Source organism: Methanobrevibacter arboriphilus JCM 13429 = DSM 1125 (assembly GCF_002072215.1).
GTDB classification, from domain to species: Archaea; Methanobacteriota; Methanobacteria; order Methanobacteriales; family Methanobacteriaceae; genus Methanobinarius; species Methanobinarius arboriphilicus.
In genome coordinates this window covers 28,828-48,248 of record NZ_JXMW01000030.1, presented here as the reverse complement: position 1 = coordinate 48,248, position 19,421 = coordinate 28,828, and the positions used below count along the sequence as shown (strand labels likewise).

The window sequence follows — 19,421 nt, the reverse complement described above, 5'->3', positions numbered from 1 at the left end:
ATTGAAAAATTTATTTAAAATTTATTTATAATAGATTAATCATTTAAACAGATTAATCATATTGATAAATTATTTATATATTTATCTTTTAAATTATAAATATTATTAACTTATAGCTTATTGAATTTATTTAATAAATAATTAAGTAAATATATCATTAAACTATATCATTAAATAAATGTACTAAGTAAATATATCATTAAACTAATATCATTAAATAATGTATCATATTAAATGTATCCTATATAAATAGATCATTTTATTAATTAGAAACTGTATATATTATTTTTTATTTTTTAATATTATATTTATTATTGTTATTATTTATTTTTTTATTTTTACGTATGGCTAATTATTTTATTTATTAAAGAAGCCCATAATAATGATATCTTTTGCTAATAATTTGTAATATATTTTTTTTATTTATAATAACGTATAATAGTTATTAATATTAATTTTAAATCTATTTAAATTGATTAAAATTAAAAATAAGACTTAAAATCATTTTGTTCATTGTTTTTAGGGCTATTGAATGCTTATTTGTGTAATTTTATTATTACTCTTTTAAAACTTAATATCATATATAAGCTTTTCGACTTTAATTTCTAAGTAACCTTTATATTAATAATATTCCTAATGTATTAACAGTACATTAATGTAAAGCTGAGCTAGCTCATTGAGGTACACTTAAAATTCAACATTAATAAATTATGCTGAAAATATTTTTGAAAGTATCTTTTAGATTATTTTTTAGCTATTTATTGTATGCTGTTTTTTTAAATATACATGTATATGTAATTAAATTGGATTCAATAAGAAATATCCTATATATAAAATATTCTATCATATAAGTTATACTATACTGTGAATATAATGTAATATAGATTATATTAATGTAATATAGATTATATTTATTGTTTAGGATGATTATTGGATTTAAAAAATATTTATAAATATAAATAAAATATAAGATAAAATATATTAAAATGGAGGAAACTCTATGGCTGAAGATGACGTAAAAATTGTAATGTTTTGTTGCAACTGGTGTTCCTATGGAGGAGCAGATACTGCAGGTACAGCAAGAATGCAATATCCACCAAATATTAGGGTTATTAGGGTAATGTGTTCTGGAAGAATTGAACCTCAGTTTATATTGAAAGCATTCCGTGAAGGAGCAGATGGTGTAATAGTTGCAGGATGCCATCATGGAGACTGCCATTATGATGCAGGTAACTACAAGTTAGACAGAAGAATGAGATTAGTTTATAAGTTAGCTGAAGATATGGGCATTGGAAAAGAAAGAATATACCATGATTGGATTTCTGCATCTGAAGGTGAAAAATTTGCAGAAACTGTTAAAATGATGGTAAATCGTATCAAAGAGTTAGGTCCTGCACCTTTAAAAGAACAACTTGACGCTGAAGCTTAATCGGAGGAAATAAAATGGCAGAAAAAGCAAAAATAGGAACTATGTGGCTCGGAGGATGCTCTGGTTGTCACTTATCTATTGCTGATTTTCACGAATCTTTATTAGATGTTTTAGAATTAGCTGATTTCGAATTTTCACCAGTTTTAATGGATACAAAATACGATGAAATACCTGAAATGGATGTATTGATTGTTGAAGGTGGAATTCGTAATGAAGAAAACAGAGAACTAGCTGAAGAATTAAGAGAAAAAGCAAAATTTGTTATATGTTATGGAACTTGTTCTACATATGGTGGAATACCAGGACTTGGTAATTTATATACTGTAGAAGAATTAGAAAAAGAAGCATATATCAACTCTCCAAGTACTCCTAATGAAGAAGGAATTATTCCTAATGAAGATGTACCAGCATTAGAAAGCAGACTTAGACCTTTAGGAGAAGTAATCGATGTGGATTTAATTGTCCCAGGTTGTCCTCCAAGATCTGATGTTGTAGCTGAAGCTGTTCTATCATTATTAAGAGGAGAAACTGTAGAACTCCCTACTACTAACCTTTGTGAAGTTTGTCCAAGAGAAAAACCACCTGAAGGTTTATCCATGGATTTCATTAAAAGGCAATTTGAAATTGGAAAACCTGAAGATGACTTATGTTTAATACCTCAAGGTTTAATCTGTATGGGACCAGCTACTGTATCCTTATGTGGTGCAGAATGCCCATCTATAGCTATCCAATGTAGAGGTTGTTATGGACCTACTGCTAAAGTTAAAGATCAAGGTGCTAAAATGATTAGTGCTATTGCATCTGATTATGGAGTAGAAGAAGATAAAACTATTGACCCAGAACAAGTAGCTGATCAATTAGATGATATTGTTGGTACCTTCTATACTTACACTTTACCAGCTGCTTTAATACCTGCAAAAATGCAAAATGGGGGTAAATAAATGGTAAAACTTACTATGGAACCTGTAACTCGTATTGAAGGGCATGCAAAAATCACTGTCCAACTTGACGATGCAGGGAACGTACAAGATACAAGATTACATGTAATGGAATTTAGAGGATTTGAAAAATTCATGCAAGGACGTCCTGTTGAAGAAGCTCCAAGGATCGTTCCTAGAATTTGTGGTATTTGTGATGTACAACACCACTTAGCTGCTGCAAAAGCTGCTGATCAATGTTATGGATTTGAAGACAATGATATTTTACCTGCTGCTTATAAAATGAGAGAATTAATGAACTGGGGTTCATTTATGCATTCTCATGCTTTACACTTTTATTTCTTAGCAGCTCCGGATTTAGTCATTCCTGATGGAAACAGAAAAACAAGAAATGTTTTCCAAATCATTAAAGATATGCCTGATGTGGCATTACAAGCTATTCAAATGAGGAAAAATGGTTTAGATATTGTTAAAGCTGTTGGTGGAAGACCAATTCACCCAACCTCATCAACTCCTGGTGGAATATCCACTGAACTCGATGCTGAAACTCAAAAAGATTTACTTGGTAAAGCACAACAAAATGTAGAATTAGCTCAAGCAACTTTAGACTTAGCTATTCCTATATTTGAAGAAAAAATAGACTTAGTGGATTCTTTAGGTAACTTTGGTGACACCAGACATTGTGGTTTAACTAATGGCGGTGTATGGGATGTTTATAATGGTGATGTAAGAATCAAAAGTAAAGATGGTTCTAAAGTTGAATATGAATATAATAACCTCGAATACTTAGATGTTGTTGCAGAGCATGTAAAACCATACTCTTGGTTAAAATTCCCTTATATCAAAGAATTAGGTTATCCTGATGGTATTTACAGAGTAGCTCCATTATCAAGAATTAATGTAGCTGACAAAATGCCTGATGCTGCACCACTCGCTCAAGACAGATTTAAAGAATTCCATGATAAATTTGGCTATGCTCAAGCACCATTACTCTTCCACTGGGCAAGATTAATAGAACTATTAGCTTCAGCTGAATCTGCTGCTAACCACTTAGAAGGTGACTTATCTGCTCAAAAATTCCCAGATGCTATTGAAAGAGTAGCTGGTGAAGGTGCAGGTATTGTAGAAGCTCCTCGTGGAACTTTAATACACCATTATAAAACTGATGATGATGGTTTAATGACCAATGTTAACATTGTAGTTGCAACCATCCAAAATAATCCAGCAATGGAAATGGGTATTCAAAAAGTAGCTAAAGACTATATCAAACCTGGCGTTGAAGTAGATGACAGTATTTTCAACTTAATGGAAATGGTTATCAGAGCTTACGACCCATGTTTATCTTGTGCTACTCACTCAATGGATAGTCAAATGAGATTAGCTACTATAGAAGTTTATGATAGTGAAGGCAATTTAATTAACAAAATCTAAGGGGTGTAACATATGATCGTAGTCAATCAAGAAGACTGCATCAAGTGTGGAGCATGTGAAGGAACCTGCCCATCTGCAGCTATCGAATTAGAGGACCAAAAAGTCGTCTACTGTGATATCTGTGGTGGAGAACCTAAATGTGTTGAAACTTGCCCACAAGGTGCACTCAGTGTGGATGAATTACTCATTAATGAGAATGGAGACACCCAAGCAAGAATTGTTTTCAATCCAGCTAAATGTAATGAATGTGGAGATTGTGTAGAAATATGCCCTCCTCAAACATTAAAACTCTGTGATTGTGAAGGAGCTTTAAACTTACAAGGTTTCTGTGTAATGTGTCAAAAATGTGTAGACATTTGTCCTGTTGAAGTAATTGGAATTCCAGGAATTAAAGAACCTAAAACTCGTGAAATTGATATTACTGAGCCTATCTTTATTAAAGATTGTGTTGGTTGTGGAACTTGTGTTCCAGAATGTCCTGTTGATGCTATTACACTTTCAGAAGTTGGTGGAGTAATAGATATTGATGAAGATACTTGTATTAAGTGTGGAATTTGTTCTCAAACTTGTCCATGGGATGCAGTATTTATATCAAAGAAAAGACCTGAAAAACGTTCTAAAGAAATTAAATCCTTTACTATAAATGAAGATACTTGTATTGGTTGTAATACTTGTGTTGATGTTTGTCCTGGAAATTTCATTGAAACTAAATCTAATTTAACAGTAGATCTTCCTGATGTTTGTGCTGCTTGTAGTTTATGTGAAAAACTCTGTCCAGTTGATGCTATTAGTTTAGATGTCGAATGGGGAGATGCTAAGCCTGCAAACGAGGAAGGAGTTGTTAACAATCCTGAAAAATGTGATTTCTTAGGACCTTGTGCTGTTTCTTGTCCTTCTGAAGCTATTCGCGTAGTCAGAAAAGACGGTGTACAAATTCCTGGAGAAATACAAACTAACAAAGAACCATCATTCAATATGTGTGTTAGATGTGGTGCATGTGCTGCAAAATGTCCTGAAGGGGCTTTAACTTTAGCACCTATTGATAAAGTAAGTAATGGTGAAATTGTTCAAAGAAACAGAATTGTTTTCAATCCATCTAAATGTAATCAGTGTGGAGATTGTATCGATGTTTGTCCATATGATATGTTGAAACTTAAAGATGAAGGTAATTTACCTCTCGTTGGTTTCTGTACTTTATGTGAACAATGTATAGATGCATGTCCTAAAGATGCAATGGAATTTAAATAAACAAAAAGAGATTTTTTAAAATTAGGTGGTTTATCCATCTAATCTTTTTACTATTTTTTAATTATTTCTATTTTTAATATAGTTATATTCTATATTTTTATACAGTTTTTATATTCTATATTTGTTTCAGTTTTATATAGCTATTTTAATTTTATATAGTTATTAGCTTTATAATTACTCATTTAGCTTTATATAGTTATTCTAATATTATATAGTTATATTATATAGTTATTTTAGTATTATATACTTATTCTAGTATTATATAGTTATTTTAACATTGTTTATTCTAGTATCCTTATATTAATATTATTTGTTTTATTATTATATGAGTATTTTAATTTATGTATTCATTATTATTTAATTATTTTTTAGCTTTTTTTCTTTTATTATAAAAAATATATCCGATAACTCCTATAACTCCAATTATTACAACTATCTCTTCTAAAAATGAGATTTGATTAGATATATCTCTATAAATATTTCCAAATTGCCATCCTAAAAATCCAAGAACAGTTGCTCTTACTAATCCTCCTAGAAATGTTATTAGAATATATTTTTTTAAATCATACCTGATTATTCCACAAAATGCACTTATTGCAACACTTGGAACTATTGGAATTGCACGTATTCCAAATAATATTACTTCATCTTTATTCTGATTTTGAAGTTTTTCGTCAGTTTTTTCTATATCTTCCCATCTAATAGCTAAATATTTTCCCCATTTATTTATAAAAGGTTTTCCAATATAATAACAAAGACCATATATAAACAACGATCCTATTGTCATTCCAAGAGCTGCAGGAATCGATATATTCAAAATAAGATTTGTGATTGAACTTAATCCAAGTGCTTGCCCGTCTAATATAAAAAAGCTGCTTCCTAAAATAATTATGGTTGAGGGAATTGGAGCTATTATTTCTTCAATTATACATCCAAGAAATACTCCTATTGCTCCGTATTCAATAAAGAAAGATTGTAATTGTATAGTTACTGCTTCTAACATAATATTCCGTTTTTATCTTTTTTAATTTTTAATTTTTAATTTATTTTTAATTTATTTTAATTATTATTAGCTATTTTTAATTATTTTTAATTTATTTTTAATTATTATTAATTCATTTTTAATTATTTTTAATTTATCTTTAATTATTATTAATTTATTATTAATTTATTACTATTTTATTTTTTAATTTCTTCTTAAATTTCTTCTATAATTAATTTATGTTCTTCTAATTCTAAACGAATAAATTTACCATAAACAATTTTTTTTTCATTTAATATATCGACCATGGTTATTTTTTCATCTTCAATATCAACAACCATTACATCTTCCATTATTAATTCTCCATTACTATTATAAATATTGGATTCACACATAATTATAACCTCTATTGTCAATTAATCTATACTGATTATTAAATGAATTTTTTATTATTTTAATCATAAACATATTTAACTCGATTATCCGATTCTAAATATATATAGTACTATACTATATTAATATTACTGTTACTATTGCTATTACTATTAGTAATTCTAATTACTATTATTATAATCATCTTCAATATTATCTTTAATCATTATAATTTTTCCATTACAGATAGTCATAGTAGCTATTCCTTTATAATTAAAATTTCCAAATGGACTATACTTTGCTTTTGTATAAAAGTTATCAATATTAAACTTTCCCTCTTTTTTTAAATCTATTATTACTAGATCTGCATCATATCCTACTTCTATCTTTCCTTTATTCTCAATACCAAATCTTTTTGCAGGATTTTCTGACATTAATTTAGGTATCATTTTTAAGTCAATATTGCCTCTATTTACCTCTGTCAATAGAAGTGGAAGTACTGTTTCTAAATTTGGTATTCCTGGGCTTGAATCCCAAATTCCCTTTTGTTTTTCGTCTATTCTGTGTGGAGCATGGTCAGTTCCAATCATATCTATATCTATTAGTGATTTTGTTGTTAAATTTTCTCCTTTTTGTCTTAAAGGAGGATTAGTTTTAACAAAGGTTCCAAACTTATTAAAAGAACTATTATCAAGAAGTAAATGATGGGGAGTTATTTCAGTTGTAATTTCTATATTAGAATTATGTATTGATTTTAACTTTAATGATTTTAGATATTCTAATGATTTTTTTGAACTTAAATGACAAATATGTATTGATAAACCATATTTTTGAGCTAAATCAACTGCATATTTAACAGATAAATATTCTGATTCAGAATTTCGGGCATAGCTATAATCTATAGCTGTGCTTCCCTGGGTACATTCTAAATTTTTAATTCTATTGGTATTTTCTTCAATATTAGCTTTGTTTTCGCAGTGGAGCGTGATTGGGATTTTTTTTGTTTTATTAACTATAGAAATATCTTCAAACATCTTTTCAATTTCAAAATCATCGTATAAATCCATAAAAATTTTAAAAGAAGCAGGATTTAATTTAGCTATCTTTTTAATTTCATCTAGATCATTTAATCCACTGTGAAGTCCAAAATTGATAATACTTTTATTTTCCCCTATTTTTTTCTTTTCTTTAAACGTTTTCACTGTATTCGTAGGAGGAATTGTATTTGGCATATCTAGTATTGTTGTAAATCCTCCGTGAGCCGCTGCAAAACTACCAGTTTTAAAACTTTCTTTATAAGTTAAACCAGGGTCTCTAAAATGAACATGGGGATCAATAAGTCCTGGAAGAATAATTTTTCCCTTTATATCCACTTCTTCATCGGCTTTTAAAGGTTGTCTTGATATTTCAGATATTTTTCCATTATCTATGCCAATGTAATGATTTTCTAAACTTTCTATAAGTTTACAGTTTTTAAGTACTAAATCATTCATTTTTTCACAAATATTATTTATTATAAATTTTATTAATATTAATTAGAAATTATATTCCCATATTAGTTAGAAATTATTTTTTTTATATTAATTAGAAGTTATATTTTCAGATTCATTATTTAATTAATAAAATTTTTCATATTATTCTTAATTATTTTATTTATTTTAATAATTTATATTTTTATCCTTAGATTTTTATCCTTAGATTTTTATTCTTAGATTTTTATTTTTTTAATAATCTATTTTTTTTATAATGATTTTTTATAATATTGGAAATAGTTTATTAATAATAGGCCTATTAGAAATATTTTCTTATTAGAAATATTTTATTTTATTAATAATAAATTTATTAAAAATAGAAATATATTAGTAAAATAGTTATAATTAAAAAAATAAAATAAAAACATGCCTTCAGATGAAGTAGAAACATTAGAAGAATTTATAAAAAAAATAATCAAAAGAGATAGAAAAATCTTTTTTAATGATTACAAGGATTCTATTAAGTTATCAAAGCGCAATGATAAATCAAATAGCAATAATAATATAAATATTTCTAATTCACCAAAAATTCAGTTAATAGCTGATTTTACAGAGTATAATCCTCTTCATAATGGGCATTATCATTGTATGAAAGTAGCTAAAGAAAAAATTCCAAATGGACTATTTGTAGCTATTGTTCCTGGTTTATTCGAACGAAGTGGAAGGGGAATCCCTTTTATTATGACTCGTCAAGCTAGAGCAAAGACAGCTATCAATGCTGGCGCTGATATTGTTGTTGAAGGTCCACCTATGGGGATAATGGGTTCTGGACAATATTCTCTATGTTTAGCTAAAACTTTCAAAGCATTAAATACAGACTTTATCCCACGAGGATATCGTCCTTTTGATGGTTATGATATTATTCTTGATAGGATAAATCTAGGGCATTGTGTTGCTCCAAAACCATATAAAATTATTGATATGGATACTAATGAGGTTCTTTATGAAGGCAAACTTGAAGAAGACAATTATGTTATTACATCTCTTTCAAAGTCATTAAAACGAATAGGATTTAACTTTAAAAATAAATTCTTATTTGTAAAACGTGTTAAGGGAGTAAGTGGAACTTTAATCCGTGAAGCTACTATGAAAGGAGATTTTTCAAAAGTAACTACTATGATGCCCTCTTCCACAATAGATATATTAAATGAGGAAATAAAGAATAATAGGGCTCCATTACATATGTTTCGTGATATTGATTCAATTCTTGATTCTGCTAATAATCTTTCTTTTAGTGAATTATTAGACTTAAATTTAATGGATAATAAAACAGCTAAAAAAATAGTTGATTCAAGGGAAAATAAAGATTTTGAATCAATTGAAGAAATTCAAAATTGTATATCCTATGGATTTTCTACTCACTTCAACCATAGGGTTTTAAGTGTATTAGAAACTAAAATAAATAAGAATATAATTTATGATTATATTGATAACTATCCTTCTAAAATAAGAGTTTTAGATTATAAAAATGAAAGTATTTTAGAAGACTTTAAAGAAAAAATTAATGAAAATAATAGGAGAATCGAATTATGGCAATAAAAAATGGCGATTTTATTAAATTAGAATTTACTGGTAAAATTAAAGAAACTGGAGAGGTTTTTGACACTACTAATGAAGAAATAGCTAAAGAAGCAGGAATTCTTGTTGAAAATAAAGAATATGGTCCAATACCTATTGTTGTTGGAGGAAACCACTTACTTAAAGCTATTGATGAGGCAGTTATTGATTTGGATGTAGGGGACTCTAAAGAAATTGAAGTTTCTCCTGCTGATGGTTTTGGAGAAAGGGATTCTAATTTAATTCAATTAATTCCTATGAAAGAATTTAAAAAACAAGGCATGACTCCTCATGTTGGAATGGAATTAACTTCTGAAGGTCATAAAGGTAGAGTTTTAACTGTTAGTGGTGGAAGAGTTAAAGTAGACTTCAACCATGACTTAGCTGGTAAAAATCTTGAATACAGTATTGTTATTTCTGACATAATTGAAGATGATGAAGAAAAAATTAAAAGTATGATTCAACTTCATTATTCTTATCCAAATATGGATCTTGATAAAACTGAAATTAAAATTGATGGTGATAAAGTTAGTATAAAATTAGATGAAATTACTAGATTTGATCAAAAATCATACATGGATGTTACTTTTGCAAGATTCAGAATTTCTAAAGATATTTGGGATAACATGGATTATGAAAAAGTAGAATTCGTTGATGAATTTGAAAAGAAAGTAGAAGAAGGTGAAGATCAATCTTCTGAAGAAAATAATGAAAGTGAAGAATGATTAATTTTATTAGAATAATCTATTCTATTCTTTAATTATTATTCTAATATTATTTTATTATTATTTTATTACTCTATTATTTTTATTATTATTCTATTCTTTAATTATTATTCTAATATTATTTTATTATTATTTTATTACTCTATTATTTTTATTATTATTCTATTCTTTAATTATTATTCTAATATTATTTTATTATTATTTTATTACTCTATTATTTTTATTATTATTCTATTATTTTTATTATTTTTTAATTATTATATTATAATTATTATTTTATTACTCTATTATTATTATTATTATTATTATTTTTAAATGTATATAAAAAGTCTAAATATTTATCTTTTTTCTTTTTATTGGATCTTCTAGAATAAATATTTTTCAATTATTGATATAGTATTTTTTTACAATATATTTATATATTCTGAGTAACATATTACTATACATGGGTAAAACACAAACGACATTGCGAATACATGGAAAAACCATATACATATTAAAAGCAAGTGGAGGGTGATCAATTATTATAATGCCTGATGAAGTATTATTAGACAATTATCATAATAAAGGAGGGCACATACACCCAAACCCAGAAAACCATAAGGAAGAAATGAAAATAAAGCATGACACACAAAAAGAAAACCTAGATATTATTATATTTCACATTAATAAAAATAAAGAATTAATATTAAAAGAAATAATAAAGGAGTTGAAATAAATGATTATTACCTTAATTAAAGAAGAAACAACACAAGAATATAATAAAAGAATGGAAAAAAAATATGGAAGCATGGAAAAACTAGAAAAAGCATTAGAAAAAGCACCGAAAAACCTTTTATATGCTGATTTAGAGAATTGGAAATTATTAACTGAAAATCCTGAAGAAAATATAAGACAAGAAGAGATTATCATAACTGATAATATAAGTATTGGGGAGAATGAAATAAAATTATTAAATATTATTAAAAATGAAAAGCCAAAATCAGTAAGAGAAATAGCAAATAAAATAAACAAGGATCCAGCAAATACAACAAATAAAATAAATCAATTAGCTGAAGAAGGTTTAGTTAGCTTCAAAAAAGGTTTAAAAAATAGTAAAATACCTTTTTTAAAATATGATAAAATAGAAATAGCTATTTAATAATTATTAATTTAAATAAAAGGATAAATATGGTAGAAGATGCAGATAAAAAATATAATTTTGATTTAGAAAAACAAACTATATATCTTGTAGCTGGATTTAAAGCCAGTAAATATTATAATGAAAATTTGTAGGGATCAGAATTTGAAAAAGCCTTTAATACATATAAACATAGTCGAAGCAATGAAACTGTTGCAATAGATGTAGATAAAAAAACTTGTTAAATTAAAAGATCGGTTTGAATTTTCTATAAAATCAAATAATAAAATATTAAAAATAAGTAAATAATTATAAACTAAAATAATGAGTTTATAGCATCTAAAATATTTGGATATTGACTATGTAAGGTTAATAGATATACTACATATATTACAACAAGTATTATCAACAAAATTAATATTACTGTTAATATAGTCTCTGCTGAAGAAAAAGGTTTTTTGTCCTCTTTTTTATAATGAATATTTCTCCTATGAAGTGAAGAAGGAGTATATTCAGTGTTAGTATCCTTTTGAGGAGTATTTGTATTTGTTTTCCTCAGATTTTCCATTATAGGGACATTTCTATTTTTTGCTTCGTTCTCTTCAAAATTATCCTGTTTTTCCTCTGGTTCTTCTTGAATGAAAGGTTCTTTAGTAATTGAACCATGTTCTGCTTCATCCATAGCTAATTGCTCACTTAAAGATAACTCTTTTTGAGATTGAGGTTCAAATCGTTCACTTTGTAGATTAACTCTTTTTTCATTGTTTAAGTTAGGCTGGGGGTTTAAATTAGTTTCATTGTTTATTTTAGCTCCAGTCTGAGGCTTTTCATCAAAATAAAGATCATCTAAATATTTTTCATATTTATCTTCAACTTCATTGTTAGGGGTTATAGGCTTATTCTCATGAGTATCATTGTATAATCTATCATCACTATATAGATCATCATGACCATCATATGATATAGAAGGTTTTTCTGGTATTGAATCATCTATAGAGTTTTGTTCTCCTGGTTGTGCTCTTTCTTGCACTGGAGGTATTCCTGGTTCATTGGGAATTTGGTTATTTTCATTGTTAAAATTGCTTTTTTGTGGGTCAGTTTTGGCACTATTTTTATTACTAGCTATACTAGTTAATTCTGGGCCTACAAGTTCACTCATACATTCTTCACAATAATTTTTTCCAGCAATAGTTATTGTACAGTCTTCACATAACTCTTTCCCACAGAATTGACAGTTAGCTACAGAATCTCTATTGGGATGTTTTTCACAACTCATGGTTATACCTTTGTTGATTTTTATAAAATTTTAAATTTAGCTCTTAAATATTATATAAGTAATATTAGTAATATTATTTATATAAGTAATATTTAGATATTTACTTAATATTAAGATATTTAATAATTTTTAAAGCATTGTATTATCATTGTTCTACTTATTATTTATATTTAATGTTTTTTAACTATTTTTAGCTATGATTTTAATATAATTTTTTATTTTGTATATTAGTAATTAATTTAAAAATTAATATAAATGAAAAAATTAATAAAAAATTAATAATGAAATTAATAATGAAATTAAATAAAAGCGAAATAAAAAGTAAAATAAAAGTAAAATAAAAATAACATCTAAAAATAAAAATTTAATAAAATTCAATAAAAGCTAATAAATAATAAATAAATTATAATTAATAGAGAACTAATAAAAAGCGATAATAATTTATTAATATTAATAATACTATTAGCACTATTTATATTACTATAATTATTTGTGCTTTGTTATTATTACTATCATTATTATTACTATTATCATTACTATTATTACTATTATTAATATTATTATTCTTATTTTTATTCATTGGTTATAATTATTCTTTGGACTTTGGCCAGGTTAATATTTTTGGAATTTTAGTCTTTTTGTATTGGTTTTTAATCAGTTCAGGCCAATTATTCTCATCAAAACCTTTTTGAGCTAAAAATCCAAATAGCCAACGAGTTAAACCTAAACCAGTACATCCTGTCCAAAGTGTGTGTTTATGCGCTTCTCTAATAGAAAATCCTTCAGTAAAATGAGTTCCATGAACATTAGCAGAAACAACAGCTACTCCTTTTTCCTGTCCTGGAACTTTTAATCTCATCTCATACTTTGGAACATCTGGAAATTCAATTCCTCTATTTTCGACTTTTCTACCTTCAAGATAAAATGGATCGTCCCCAATTTCAGTATACCATTCAAGTTCAAGTTTGGTAGCTAATTCATGAGATAATTCAAGTGTAAAATCTCTAATTTCACTTGTTTCTTCAGGTTTATCTATCCATACTAGTTCAATACGCTGGAATTCATGAACTCTATCTATTCCTTTAGCTCCTCCGGATTCCCATCTATATGTCCAACCACTTTTATCATAAAACTTTATTGGAAGATCTTTCTCATCTATAACTTCATGGGAAAGAAATTCATAAAATGGTTCACATTGTGCAGCAGCTAAAACATAAGCAGGATCTTTAAGTCCACTTTTAAGGAGATCCATTGGAATTTCTCTATTAATAGCTAGTTCATTTTTAAATTTGTTAAAAACTTCAGGGTCACGTTTAGGTGCACTACAGTAATACATACCTTCAGGAAGTCCATCTAAATATCTCATCTTATCCATCGTAGGAATAGGAATCAGTTTAGGGAATAAACATTCATCAAAACCAAGCTTTTCAACTATATTATCTATTAAAATTTTTTCAAAAGCTCTTTGAAGTGCTGTCATTTGAGGTCCATAAAACCATTGACCTCTTCCAGGGAATGTTTTTATCCAACCAAGTTCAATAGCTTTTTCAGTAACGTCTCCTTCAAAATAAGTTTGAAATTCCCCACTACGAGCAATTATCTCTCCAGGAGTAATTTTAGTAACTGAAAATGTAAGATCTTTTTCATTTAAATCTTCAGATGGTTCTCCAGCAGCATTTATGTTTTCCTTATAATTTTCTTTTTTAGATTCATCTACATCCTCTTTTTTGGTACTTATATGTTTTATAATCCTATTTACGCCTTGTTTTCTAATTTCAGATTCAGTAATATCTTTAATAGTGACTATAACATAGTTATCTTTAATTTGAAAATCATCTATTTGTGGAAGGCTTCTAACTAATTGGTGATTGATTTCATATTTTCCTTCTCCAGTAGGGATAATTACTTGATAATTGTCAATATGAAGTTTTCTAATCCCTAAGTGATATTTTTTACCAAGTAATTGAGTTAATGGTTTTTTAATTCTAAGTAATCCATCGTGGGATCTTACTTTACTACCAGATTCTATTTTAATAGATAATTCATTATCTTTAATATTCCAATCAGTTATCTTTGCTCCTTCACTTTCATTACCTTCTTTTACACCTTTGAGCAATATATTTTCATTTGCTTCATCAATAAATTTAGCTATATCTTCTTTAGCATCTTCAGCATTTTTATTAAATGTTATTGTCCCGCTAAGTAAAAATTTCATAATTTCACCTATAAATATTAATAACTCATTTTTGCTTTTGTTTTCAATATAATGTCTATTTTTAATATAATATCTAATCGAAATACTTATAATTATACTTTATCTTATAAAAATACTTATAATTATATTTAATATTATAAAAATACTTAATAATTATTACTTAATAATTATAAAATTTTTTCATTTTATAAAATTAAGAAAGCTTTGATTTTTTAATAGTTATAACAATTAGATATTGAGTAGTTTTAATCGATTATAATTTGAACTATATATTAGATATAAGTATATTTGCAATACTATATATTGGATATAAGTATTTGCAATAATATATTATAAGATATCTATATTATAAAATAGCTATAAATAAAATACTTATATTATAAAATAATATATTAAAAAACATATTAAATAAAAATACATCTTATAAAATAATATACACATCAATTTATCTATTATAAAATAATAAGAATATTATACAATGGATTAATAATATAGTTCAATGAATAATAAATGTTTAATATTATTATTTATTATTTTATTTACTCGATGCCGATTCAATTATTTTTTCAACTAATATTTCCGAAAATATTAAATCATCAGCTGTAGCTAGAAATGTAGAAAGAGAATCAGATTCTAACTTAAAAGTAAGAATATTATTTTCCTTATTAGATTTAACATAACCTTTATTTTCAACATCCAATGATTTTAAAGATATGTCAGCATCTTTGGAATTTTTATATTCCATCTTAATTTCGGCATCTATTTTCATTTTATCAAACATCTTTTTAAAATAAAATTAGTAGTGTTTTAAATTTAGAATATTTAAATAAATTTATAATATTCAAAGATATTTTTGTTTTTAATATTATATATCTTTATTGATATAATCTTAATTGATATATAATATATCTTACAAGACCTATCTTATAAGACCTATCTACAAGATATTTCTTACAAGACTTATCTACAAGATATATATTACAAGACCTATCTTACAAAATATATCTTTATTGATATGAAAGATTAATCATATCTATCTTAGAAAGTTAAGATAAGATTATAAAAACTGTTTATTTAAATTTAGTAAATTTTAGCTTTATCATTAAATTCTGTTATTAAATCTCTTAATTCTATTTAATAGTAATTTTTTAGAAAAGTATATATATGAAAAATAATTTAATTAGTTAATAGATATGGTAATTGAAAATTATAGGATTTAAACATATAATAAAACAATAGAAAAACATAGAAAACCAATATTCTTATTAAATATAATTTAATTATAATCTTTAAGAACATCTTTTGACTAACACTTTTTTACACAACGAATACTTTAGGTTTATCTTTTATAACAATTGTTATTATGATTTAATCAAAATTTAGGTTACTATACTCTAATTATATACTCTAACTACTAAAATTACAGGTTTTGAAATAATGAAAAAAAATAATAGAAGGACACATGGTATTTTAATAATACTTGGTATTTTCATGGTATTATTTTCGGTTTCTAGTGTAAATGCTGCTAATAGTACTCATATTGTAGTTGATAAAATTTCTGATACTACTGAGAATGGTTATGTTAATATTAGGGCTACAATATATGATGAGAATAATAATACATTATCTGGAAAGATGATAGATTTTTCAATTAATGGTGGGCATTGTAATGGTCATATAGTATCTGATGAAAATGGTGTAAGTGGTATGTATAACTATTTTGTACAGCAGTCAGGTAAAAATACAGTTAATGTTAGTTTTGCAGGTGATAGTGAATATTCAAGTAGCTATGCAATTGCCACTTTTAATGCTATAAGCCCAAATAATCAAAATAATACGACTTCAGACAATAAAAACATTACAAAAAACATTACAAAGAATGTTACAAATACTCCTGATAAAAAGATTGTAAAAACTTCTTTGAAAGTTAAAAATGGTTATGCTACCTCGAAAGGTAAATTAGCTTTAAAATCTATTTTTAATAATCTTGGTCCAAATAAAAAGACATTTTTAGTAACTTATAAAGTTCCTAAAGGTTTAACATATAAAAAACCATTAGTTAGTAAAGGAGTAAAATTTGTTTATAATAAAAAGACTAGGATAGTTACATTAAAAATAAAAAATTTAAAAGTCGGTTCAAAAAACTCAGCAAAAGTTATTTTAAGGTTCAATGCTAAAAAAGGAGCTTATAAATTTATACCTTCAGTCATTAAGACTTCTGGATTAAAAACTATCTCAAACAATAAAATAAAAGCTGTTGTAAGAAGATAGCTATCTTATTTTATAGTTTACTATCTTGAATTAAAATAGAGCATTAACTTGAATAGGCTATAAATTAAAATAGATTGGATATGCTATTAAATTAAATAGGTTATTAAGCTGAATAGGCTATAAATTGAATAAGTTATTATTTAAAATAAAATGTTGGGCTGGAATGGCTATAAAATTATTAAAATTTTAATATTTTAAATAATTTCGTAATAAGATCCTTCATGACAGGATTTACAAACTGGTTTGCCACTTACAAGATTCTGTTTACTATCCATAATTTGTTCACTACATATAGAGCAAAATTTTTCATCTCTTGGTCTCCCAGGAAGTTCATTTTCGTCTATTCTAATTTTAACTTTTTGTATATTAAATAATTCCTCACTAGGAGTGTTTTTAACTCTTTTAATTTTTTCTTCAATTGTCTCTTCAGGATATTCACTTTTTTCATTTTTATTGCTAGCTATTCTAATAGCTTCTCCTGTAGATATTTTATAAAACGTTGCTGCAAACTTTCCATAGTTTTTAAGTTTCAATGTTCTTTTACCTAAACTACATCCTGTTACTGCTTGAATAGCATCAGCCATACATCTATCAATTTCTAAGAATACAATCAAGTCTTTGTTTTTTTTCTGATTAAAATCCATATTTAATTCTTTCATTGCATGAATCGCCATTTTAGTTCCAGAAACTATTCCTCCACAAACCTCTCCATGCAAATTCTTTGCTTTTTCTAATTGTTCATCGAATAATTCTGTTTCAGATAATTTAGACATTTTAATCACATTTTTAGTTTATTATTTTAATATTATTTTCTATAATAGTTCTAACATTATTTCTTATAATAATTCTAATATTGTTTCTTATAATATCATATGTTTTAATGATATTTCTTATAATAGTATTAGCTATTCTAATGATATTACTCTAATAGTATTACTTATTTTAATAGTATTCTTTACAATATTGTTTCCTATTCTAATAGTATTTCCAATTCAGATGCAATTTTTTTTATAGATTTAAGGGCATTTGAATTTTCATAGCTCATTAATGCTTTTCCTTCCATATCAGACATGACAACATCATTATCCATTGGAATAGCTCCTATAAACTCAATATTAATTTTTAAAAGGTTTTTTTCTACAAAAACTTTTTGTTCTGAGGAAGAACATTTATTTAAAATAGCAAGAACCTTCTTGATACCTATGTCTGTTGCTAGTTTTTTAATTCTTTCTGCAGTTTCAATAGATTTTAAACCAGGTTCAACAACGACTATCATAGCATCTACAGATTCAGCAGTTTTCCTTCCAAGATGTTCTATTCCTGCTTCCATGTCTAATATTACAATTTCATCTTTTTTTACAACTATATTCCGAAGTAATGCTTTTAGAAGTACTGCTGCAGGACATACACACCCGTCACCACCTTTTTCAACAGTTCCCATTACCATTATTTTCAATGATCCATCTTTTTTGTAATCAAAAGATAATTTTTCAGGAAGGTCGGTTATTTTCGGATTGATTTTAAAAACTTCTCCAAAGGAAGATCCACTATCTGCACCAGTTCTTTCTTTAATTAAATCTCTCATTGAGGAAATAGGTTCTATTTTTTCTCTTATTCCTAAGCTAGAGGCTAAATTCATATCAGGATCAGCATCAATAGCAAATACATCATGATTTTCTGATAATATACAAGCTAAAGTACTAGATATTGTTGTTTTTCCAACACCACCTTTTCCTGTAATAGCTATTTTCATTTTTTCCCTCTTATTTTCAATTTTCTCCCTCTTACTTTCATATTCCTCTTATTTATTCTTATTTTCTATTATTTTATTTCCATTATTCCTATTTTTTTATATATAAATTATGTAATCTATGTGTATTATATTATTTCTATTTTTTCTATTAATTATTATTTTATTTCCATTAGTTATTATTATAATTATTATTATTCTATCTCTATCTTTTATTATTCTTATTCTGTTTTTATTATTATGATTATTTTTTATTATATTATTAAATAAATTAATTTTAATAAGTTAATATTAAATTAGCACTGAATTAATATAGATTTAATATAGATTTAATATAAATTATATTTTTAGAATAAAGTTTACCTGCCATCATATAGATAATTTTATCTGTAGTCAATATACATTATAATTTAGTTAATTAATTATTAAATATTATTAAATATAATTAAATATAATTAAATTAAAATTTTAAACAAGAATTAAAATAAAATTTTTTGTATTAATAATTAAAAAGAAATTGTTAAAAATAACTATTAAAAATAATTATTAAAAGGAAATTGTTAAAAGGGAATATT

General features: G+C 25.7%; 17 protein-coding genes. 9 read left to right on the top strand and 8 right to left on the bottom strand.

All coding sequences use genetic code 11. The annotated features are described in order from the left end of the window. Nucleotides 1-1,000 precede the first annotated feature (1,000 nt). The 4 genes from MBBAR_RS09640 to MBBAR_RS09625 are packed head-to-tail and all read left to right on the top strand — an operon-like array spanning nucleotide 1,001 to nucleotide 5,046. Nucleotides 1,001-1,429, top strand: coding sequence for a hydrogenase iron-sulfur subunit (locus tag MBBAR_RS09640; RefSeq protein WP_042703076.1), 429 nt, complete (start codon nucleotides 1,001-1,003; stop codon nucleotides 1,427-1,429). 14 nt (nucleotides 1,430-1,443) lie between these two features. Beyond that, the gene (gene mvhG / locus MBBAR_RS09635; RefSeq protein WP_042703078.1) at nucleotides 1,444-2,370 is read left to right on the top strand and encodes a F420-non-reducing hydrogenase subunit MvhG; all 927 of its coding nucleotides are present in this window, start codon (nucleotides 1,444-1,446) and stop codon (nucleotides 2,368-2,370) included. Beyond that, nucleotides 2,371-3,798, top strand: coding sequence for a Ni/Fe hydrogenase subunit alpha (locus tag MBBAR_RS09630; protein ID WP_080461132.1), 1,428 nt, complete (start codon nucleotides 2,371-2,373; stop codon nucleotides 3,796-3,798). A 12-nt stretch (nucleotides 3,799-3,810) separates the two neighbouring features. After that, nucleotides 3,811-5,046 (top strand): 4Fe-4S binding protein, encoded by a 1,236-nt coding sequence (locus MBBAR_RS09625; RefSeq protein WP_080461131.1) that lies wholly within the window; start codon nucleotides 3,811-3,813, stop codon nucleotides 5,044-5,046. A gap of 361 nt (nucleotides 5,047-5,407) precedes the next feature. Here the strand turns inward: MBBAR_RS09625 and MBBAR_RS09620 are convergent, their stop codons facing one another. The 3 genes from MBBAR_RS09620 to MBBAR_RS09610 form a co-directional block, all read right to left on the bottom strand. Next, nucleotides 5,408-6,049 carry a DedA family protein gene (locus MBBAR_RS09620; RefSeq protein WP_080461130.1) on the bottom strand — a complete coding sequence of 214 codons (642 nt, stop codon included), beginning with the start codon at nucleotides 6,047-6,049 and terminating at the stop codon, nucleotides 5,408-5,410. 194 nt (nucleotides 6,050-6,243) lie between these two features. After that, complete coding sequence (locus MBBAR_RS09615; RefSeq protein ID WP_080461129.1) at nucleotides 6,244-6,423, bottom strand: CooT family nickel-binding protein; 180 nt, start codon at nucleotides 6,421-6,423, stop codon at nucleotides 6,244-6,246. Between the two features lie 159 nt (nucleotides 6,424-6,582). After that, on the bottom strand, nucleotides 6,583-7,893 hold the full coding sequence (locus MBBAR_RS09610) for a dihydroorotase (RefSeq protein ID WP_080461128.1): 1,311 nt from the start codon (nucleotides 7,891-7,893) through the stop codon (nucleotides 6,583-6,585). A 405-nt stretch (nucleotides 7,894-8,298) separates the two neighbouring features. Between MBBAR_RS09610 and MBBAR_RS09605 the strand changes: the two genes are divergently transcribed. The 4 genes from MBBAR_RS09605 (at nucleotide 8,299) to MBBAR_RS09585 (ending at nucleotide 11,355) form a co-directional block, all read left to right on the top strand. Beyond that, nucleotides 8,299-9,471 (top strand): nucleotidyltransferase family protein, encoded by a 1,173-nt coding sequence (locus MBBAR_RS09605; protein WP_080461127.1) that lies wholly within the window; start codon nucleotides 8,299-8,301, stop codon nucleotides 9,469-9,471. After that, nucleotides 9,462-10,214, top strand: a complete 753-nt coding sequence (locus MBBAR_RS09600) for a peptidylprolyl isomerase (protein ID WP_080461126.1) — start codon at nucleotides 9,462-9,464, stop codon at nucleotides 10,212-10,214. The genes MBBAR_RS09605 and MBBAR_RS09600 overlap by 10 nt, the downstream gene beginning before the upstream one ends. 529 nt (nucleotides 10,215-10,743) lie before the next feature. After that, complete coding sequence (locus tag MBBAR_RS09590) at nucleotides 10,744-10,932, top strand: hypothetical protein (protein ID WP_080461125.1); 189 nt, start codon at nucleotides 10,744-10,746, stop codon at nucleotides 10,930-10,932. Beyond that, complete coding sequence (locus MBBAR_RS09585; RefSeq protein ID WP_080461124.1) at nucleotides 10,933-11,355, top strand: HVO_A0114 family putative DNA-binding protein; 423 nt, start codon at nucleotides 10,933-10,935, stop codon at nucleotides 11,353-11,355. A 295-nt stretch (nucleotides 11,356-11,650) separates the two neighbouring features. Here MBBAR_RS09585 and MBBAR_RS09580 read toward each other — a convergent pair whose 3' ends face one another. The 3 genes from MBBAR_RS09580 to MBBAR_RS09570 all read right to left on the bottom strand — a co-directional run bounded on the left by MBBAR_RS09580 (nucleotide 11,651) and on the right by MBBAR_RS09570 (nucleotide 15,594). Then, nucleotides 11,651-12,610 carry a hypothetical protein gene (locus MBBAR_RS09580; RefSeq protein ID WP_080461123.1) on the bottom strand — a complete coding sequence of 320 codons (960 nt, stop codon included), beginning with the start codon at nucleotides 12,608-12,610 and terminating at the stop codon, nucleotides 11,651-11,653. Nucleotides 12,611-13,199: 589 nt separating this feature from the next. Beyond that, nucleotides 13,200-14,825: a serine--tRNA ligase gene (gene serS, locus MBBAR_RS09575; protein WP_080461122.1), complete on the bottom strand. Its 1,626-nt coding sequence runs from the start codon at nucleotides 14,823-14,825 to the stop codon at nucleotides 13,200-13,202. A gap of 535 nt (nucleotides 14,826-15,360) precedes the next feature. After that, the gene (locus tag MBBAR_RS09570) at nucleotides 15,361-15,594 is read right to left on the bottom strand and encodes a KEOPS complex subunit Pcc1 (RefSeq protein WP_080461121.1); all 234 of its coding nucleotides are present in this window, start codon (nucleotides 15,592-15,594) and stop codon (nucleotides 15,361-15,363) included. Nucleotides 15,595-16,262: 668 nt separating this feature from the next. Between MBBAR_RS09570 and MBBAR_RS09565 the strand changes: the two genes are divergently transcribed. Further along, nucleotides 16,263-17,096 carry a hypothetical protein gene (locus MBBAR_RS09565; RefSeq protein ID WP_080461120.1) on the top strand — a complete coding sequence of 278 codons (834 nt, stop codon included), beginning with the start codon at nucleotides 16,263-16,265 and terminating at the stop codon, nucleotides 17,094-17,096. Nucleotides 17,097-17,290: 194 nt separating this feature from the next. Here MBBAR_RS09565 and MBBAR_RS09560 read toward each other — a convergent pair whose 3' ends face one another. Together MBBAR_RS09560 and MBBAR_RS09555 are read right to left on the bottom strand one after the other, a co-directional pair. Then, nucleotides 17,291-17,869, bottom strand: coding sequence for an FmdE family protein (locus MBBAR_RS09560; RefSeq protein WP_080461119.1), 579 nt, complete (start codon nucleotides 17,867-17,869; stop codon nucleotides 17,291-17,293). 197 nt (nucleotides 17,870-18,066) lie between these two features. Continuing rightward, complete coding sequence (locus MBBAR_RS09555) at nucleotides 18,067-18,849, bottom strand: ATP-binding protein (RefSeq protein WP_080461118.1); 783 nt, start codon at nucleotides 18,847-18,849, stop codon at nucleotides 18,067-18,069. Nucleotides 18,850-19,421 lie beyond the last annotated feature (572 nt).

What these genes read in the sequence shown, in the direction of transcription:
- MBBAR_RS09610 (WP_080461128.1), bottom strand. Translation starts at nt 7,893, where the DNA reads ATGAATGATTTAGTACTTAAAAACTGTAAACTTATAGAAAGTTTAGAA.
- MBBAR_RS09615 (WP_080461129.1), bottom strand. Translation starts at nt 6,423, where the DNA reads ATGTGTGAATCCAATATTTATAATAGTAATGGAGAATTAATAATGGAA.
- MBBAR_RS09590 (WP_080461125.1), top strand. Translation starts at nt 10,744, where the DNA reads ATGCCTGATGAAGTATTATTAGACAATTATCATAATAAAGGAGGGCAC.
- MBBAR_RS09600 (WP_080461126.1), top strand. Translation starts at nt 9,462, where the DNA reads ATGGCAATAAAAAATGGCGATTTTATTAAATTAGAATTTACTGGTAAA.
- MBBAR_RS09620 (WP_080461130.1), bottom strand. Translation starts at nt 6,049, where the DNA reads ATGTTAGAAGCAGTAACTATACAATTACAATCTTTCTTTATTGAATAC.
- MBBAR_RS09625 (WP_080461131.1), top strand. Translation starts at nt 3,811, where the DNA reads ATGATCGTAGTCAATCAAGAAGACTGCATCAAGTGTGGAGCATGTGAA.
- MBBAR_RS09580 (WP_080461123.1), bottom strand. Translation starts at nt 12,610, where the DNA reads ATGAGTTGTGAAAAACATCCCAATAGAGATTCTGTAGCTAACTGTCAA.
- MBBAR_RS09640 (WP_042703076.1), top strand. Translation starts at nt 1,001, where the DNA reads ATGGCTGAAGATGACGTAAAAATTGTAATGTTTTGTTGCAACTGGTGT.
- MBBAR_RS09630 (WP_080461132.1), top strand. Translation starts at nt 2,371, where the DNA reads ATGGTAAAACTTACTATGGAACCTGTAACTCGTATTGAAGGGCATGCA.
- serS (WP_080461122.1), bottom strand. Translation starts at nt 14,825, where the DNA reads ATGAAATTTTTACTTAGCGGGACAATAACATTTAATAAAAATGCTGAA.
- mvhG (WP_042703078.1), top strand. Translation starts at nt 1,444, where the DNA reads ATGGCAGAAAAAGCAAAAATAGGAACTATGTGGCTCGGAGGATGCTCT.
- MBBAR_RS09555 (WP_080461118.1), bottom strand. Translation starts at nt 18,849, where the DNA reads ATGAAAATAGCTATTACAGGAAAAGGTGGTGTTGGAAAAACAACAATA.
- MBBAR_RS09585 (WP_080461124.1), top strand. Translation starts at nt 10,933, where the DNA reads ATGATTATTACCTTAATTAAAGAAGAAACAACACAAGAATATAATAAA.
- MBBAR_RS09570 (WP_080461121.1), bottom strand. Translation starts at nt 15,594, where the DNA reads ATGAAAATAGATGCCGAAATTAAGATGGAATATAAAAATTCCAAAGAT.
- MBBAR_RS09565 (WP_080461120.1), top strand. Translation starts at nt 16,263, where the DNA reads ATGAAAAAAAATAATAGAAGGACACATGGTATTTTAATAATACTTGGT.
- MBBAR_RS09605 (WP_080461127.1), top strand. Translation starts at nt 8,299, where the DNA reads ATGCCTTCAGATGAAGTAGAAACATTAGAAGAATTTATAAAAAAAATA.
- MBBAR_RS09560 (WP_080461119.1), bottom strand. Translation starts at nt 17,869, where the DNA reads ATGTCTAAATTATCTGAAACAGAATTATTCGATGAACAATTAGAAAAA.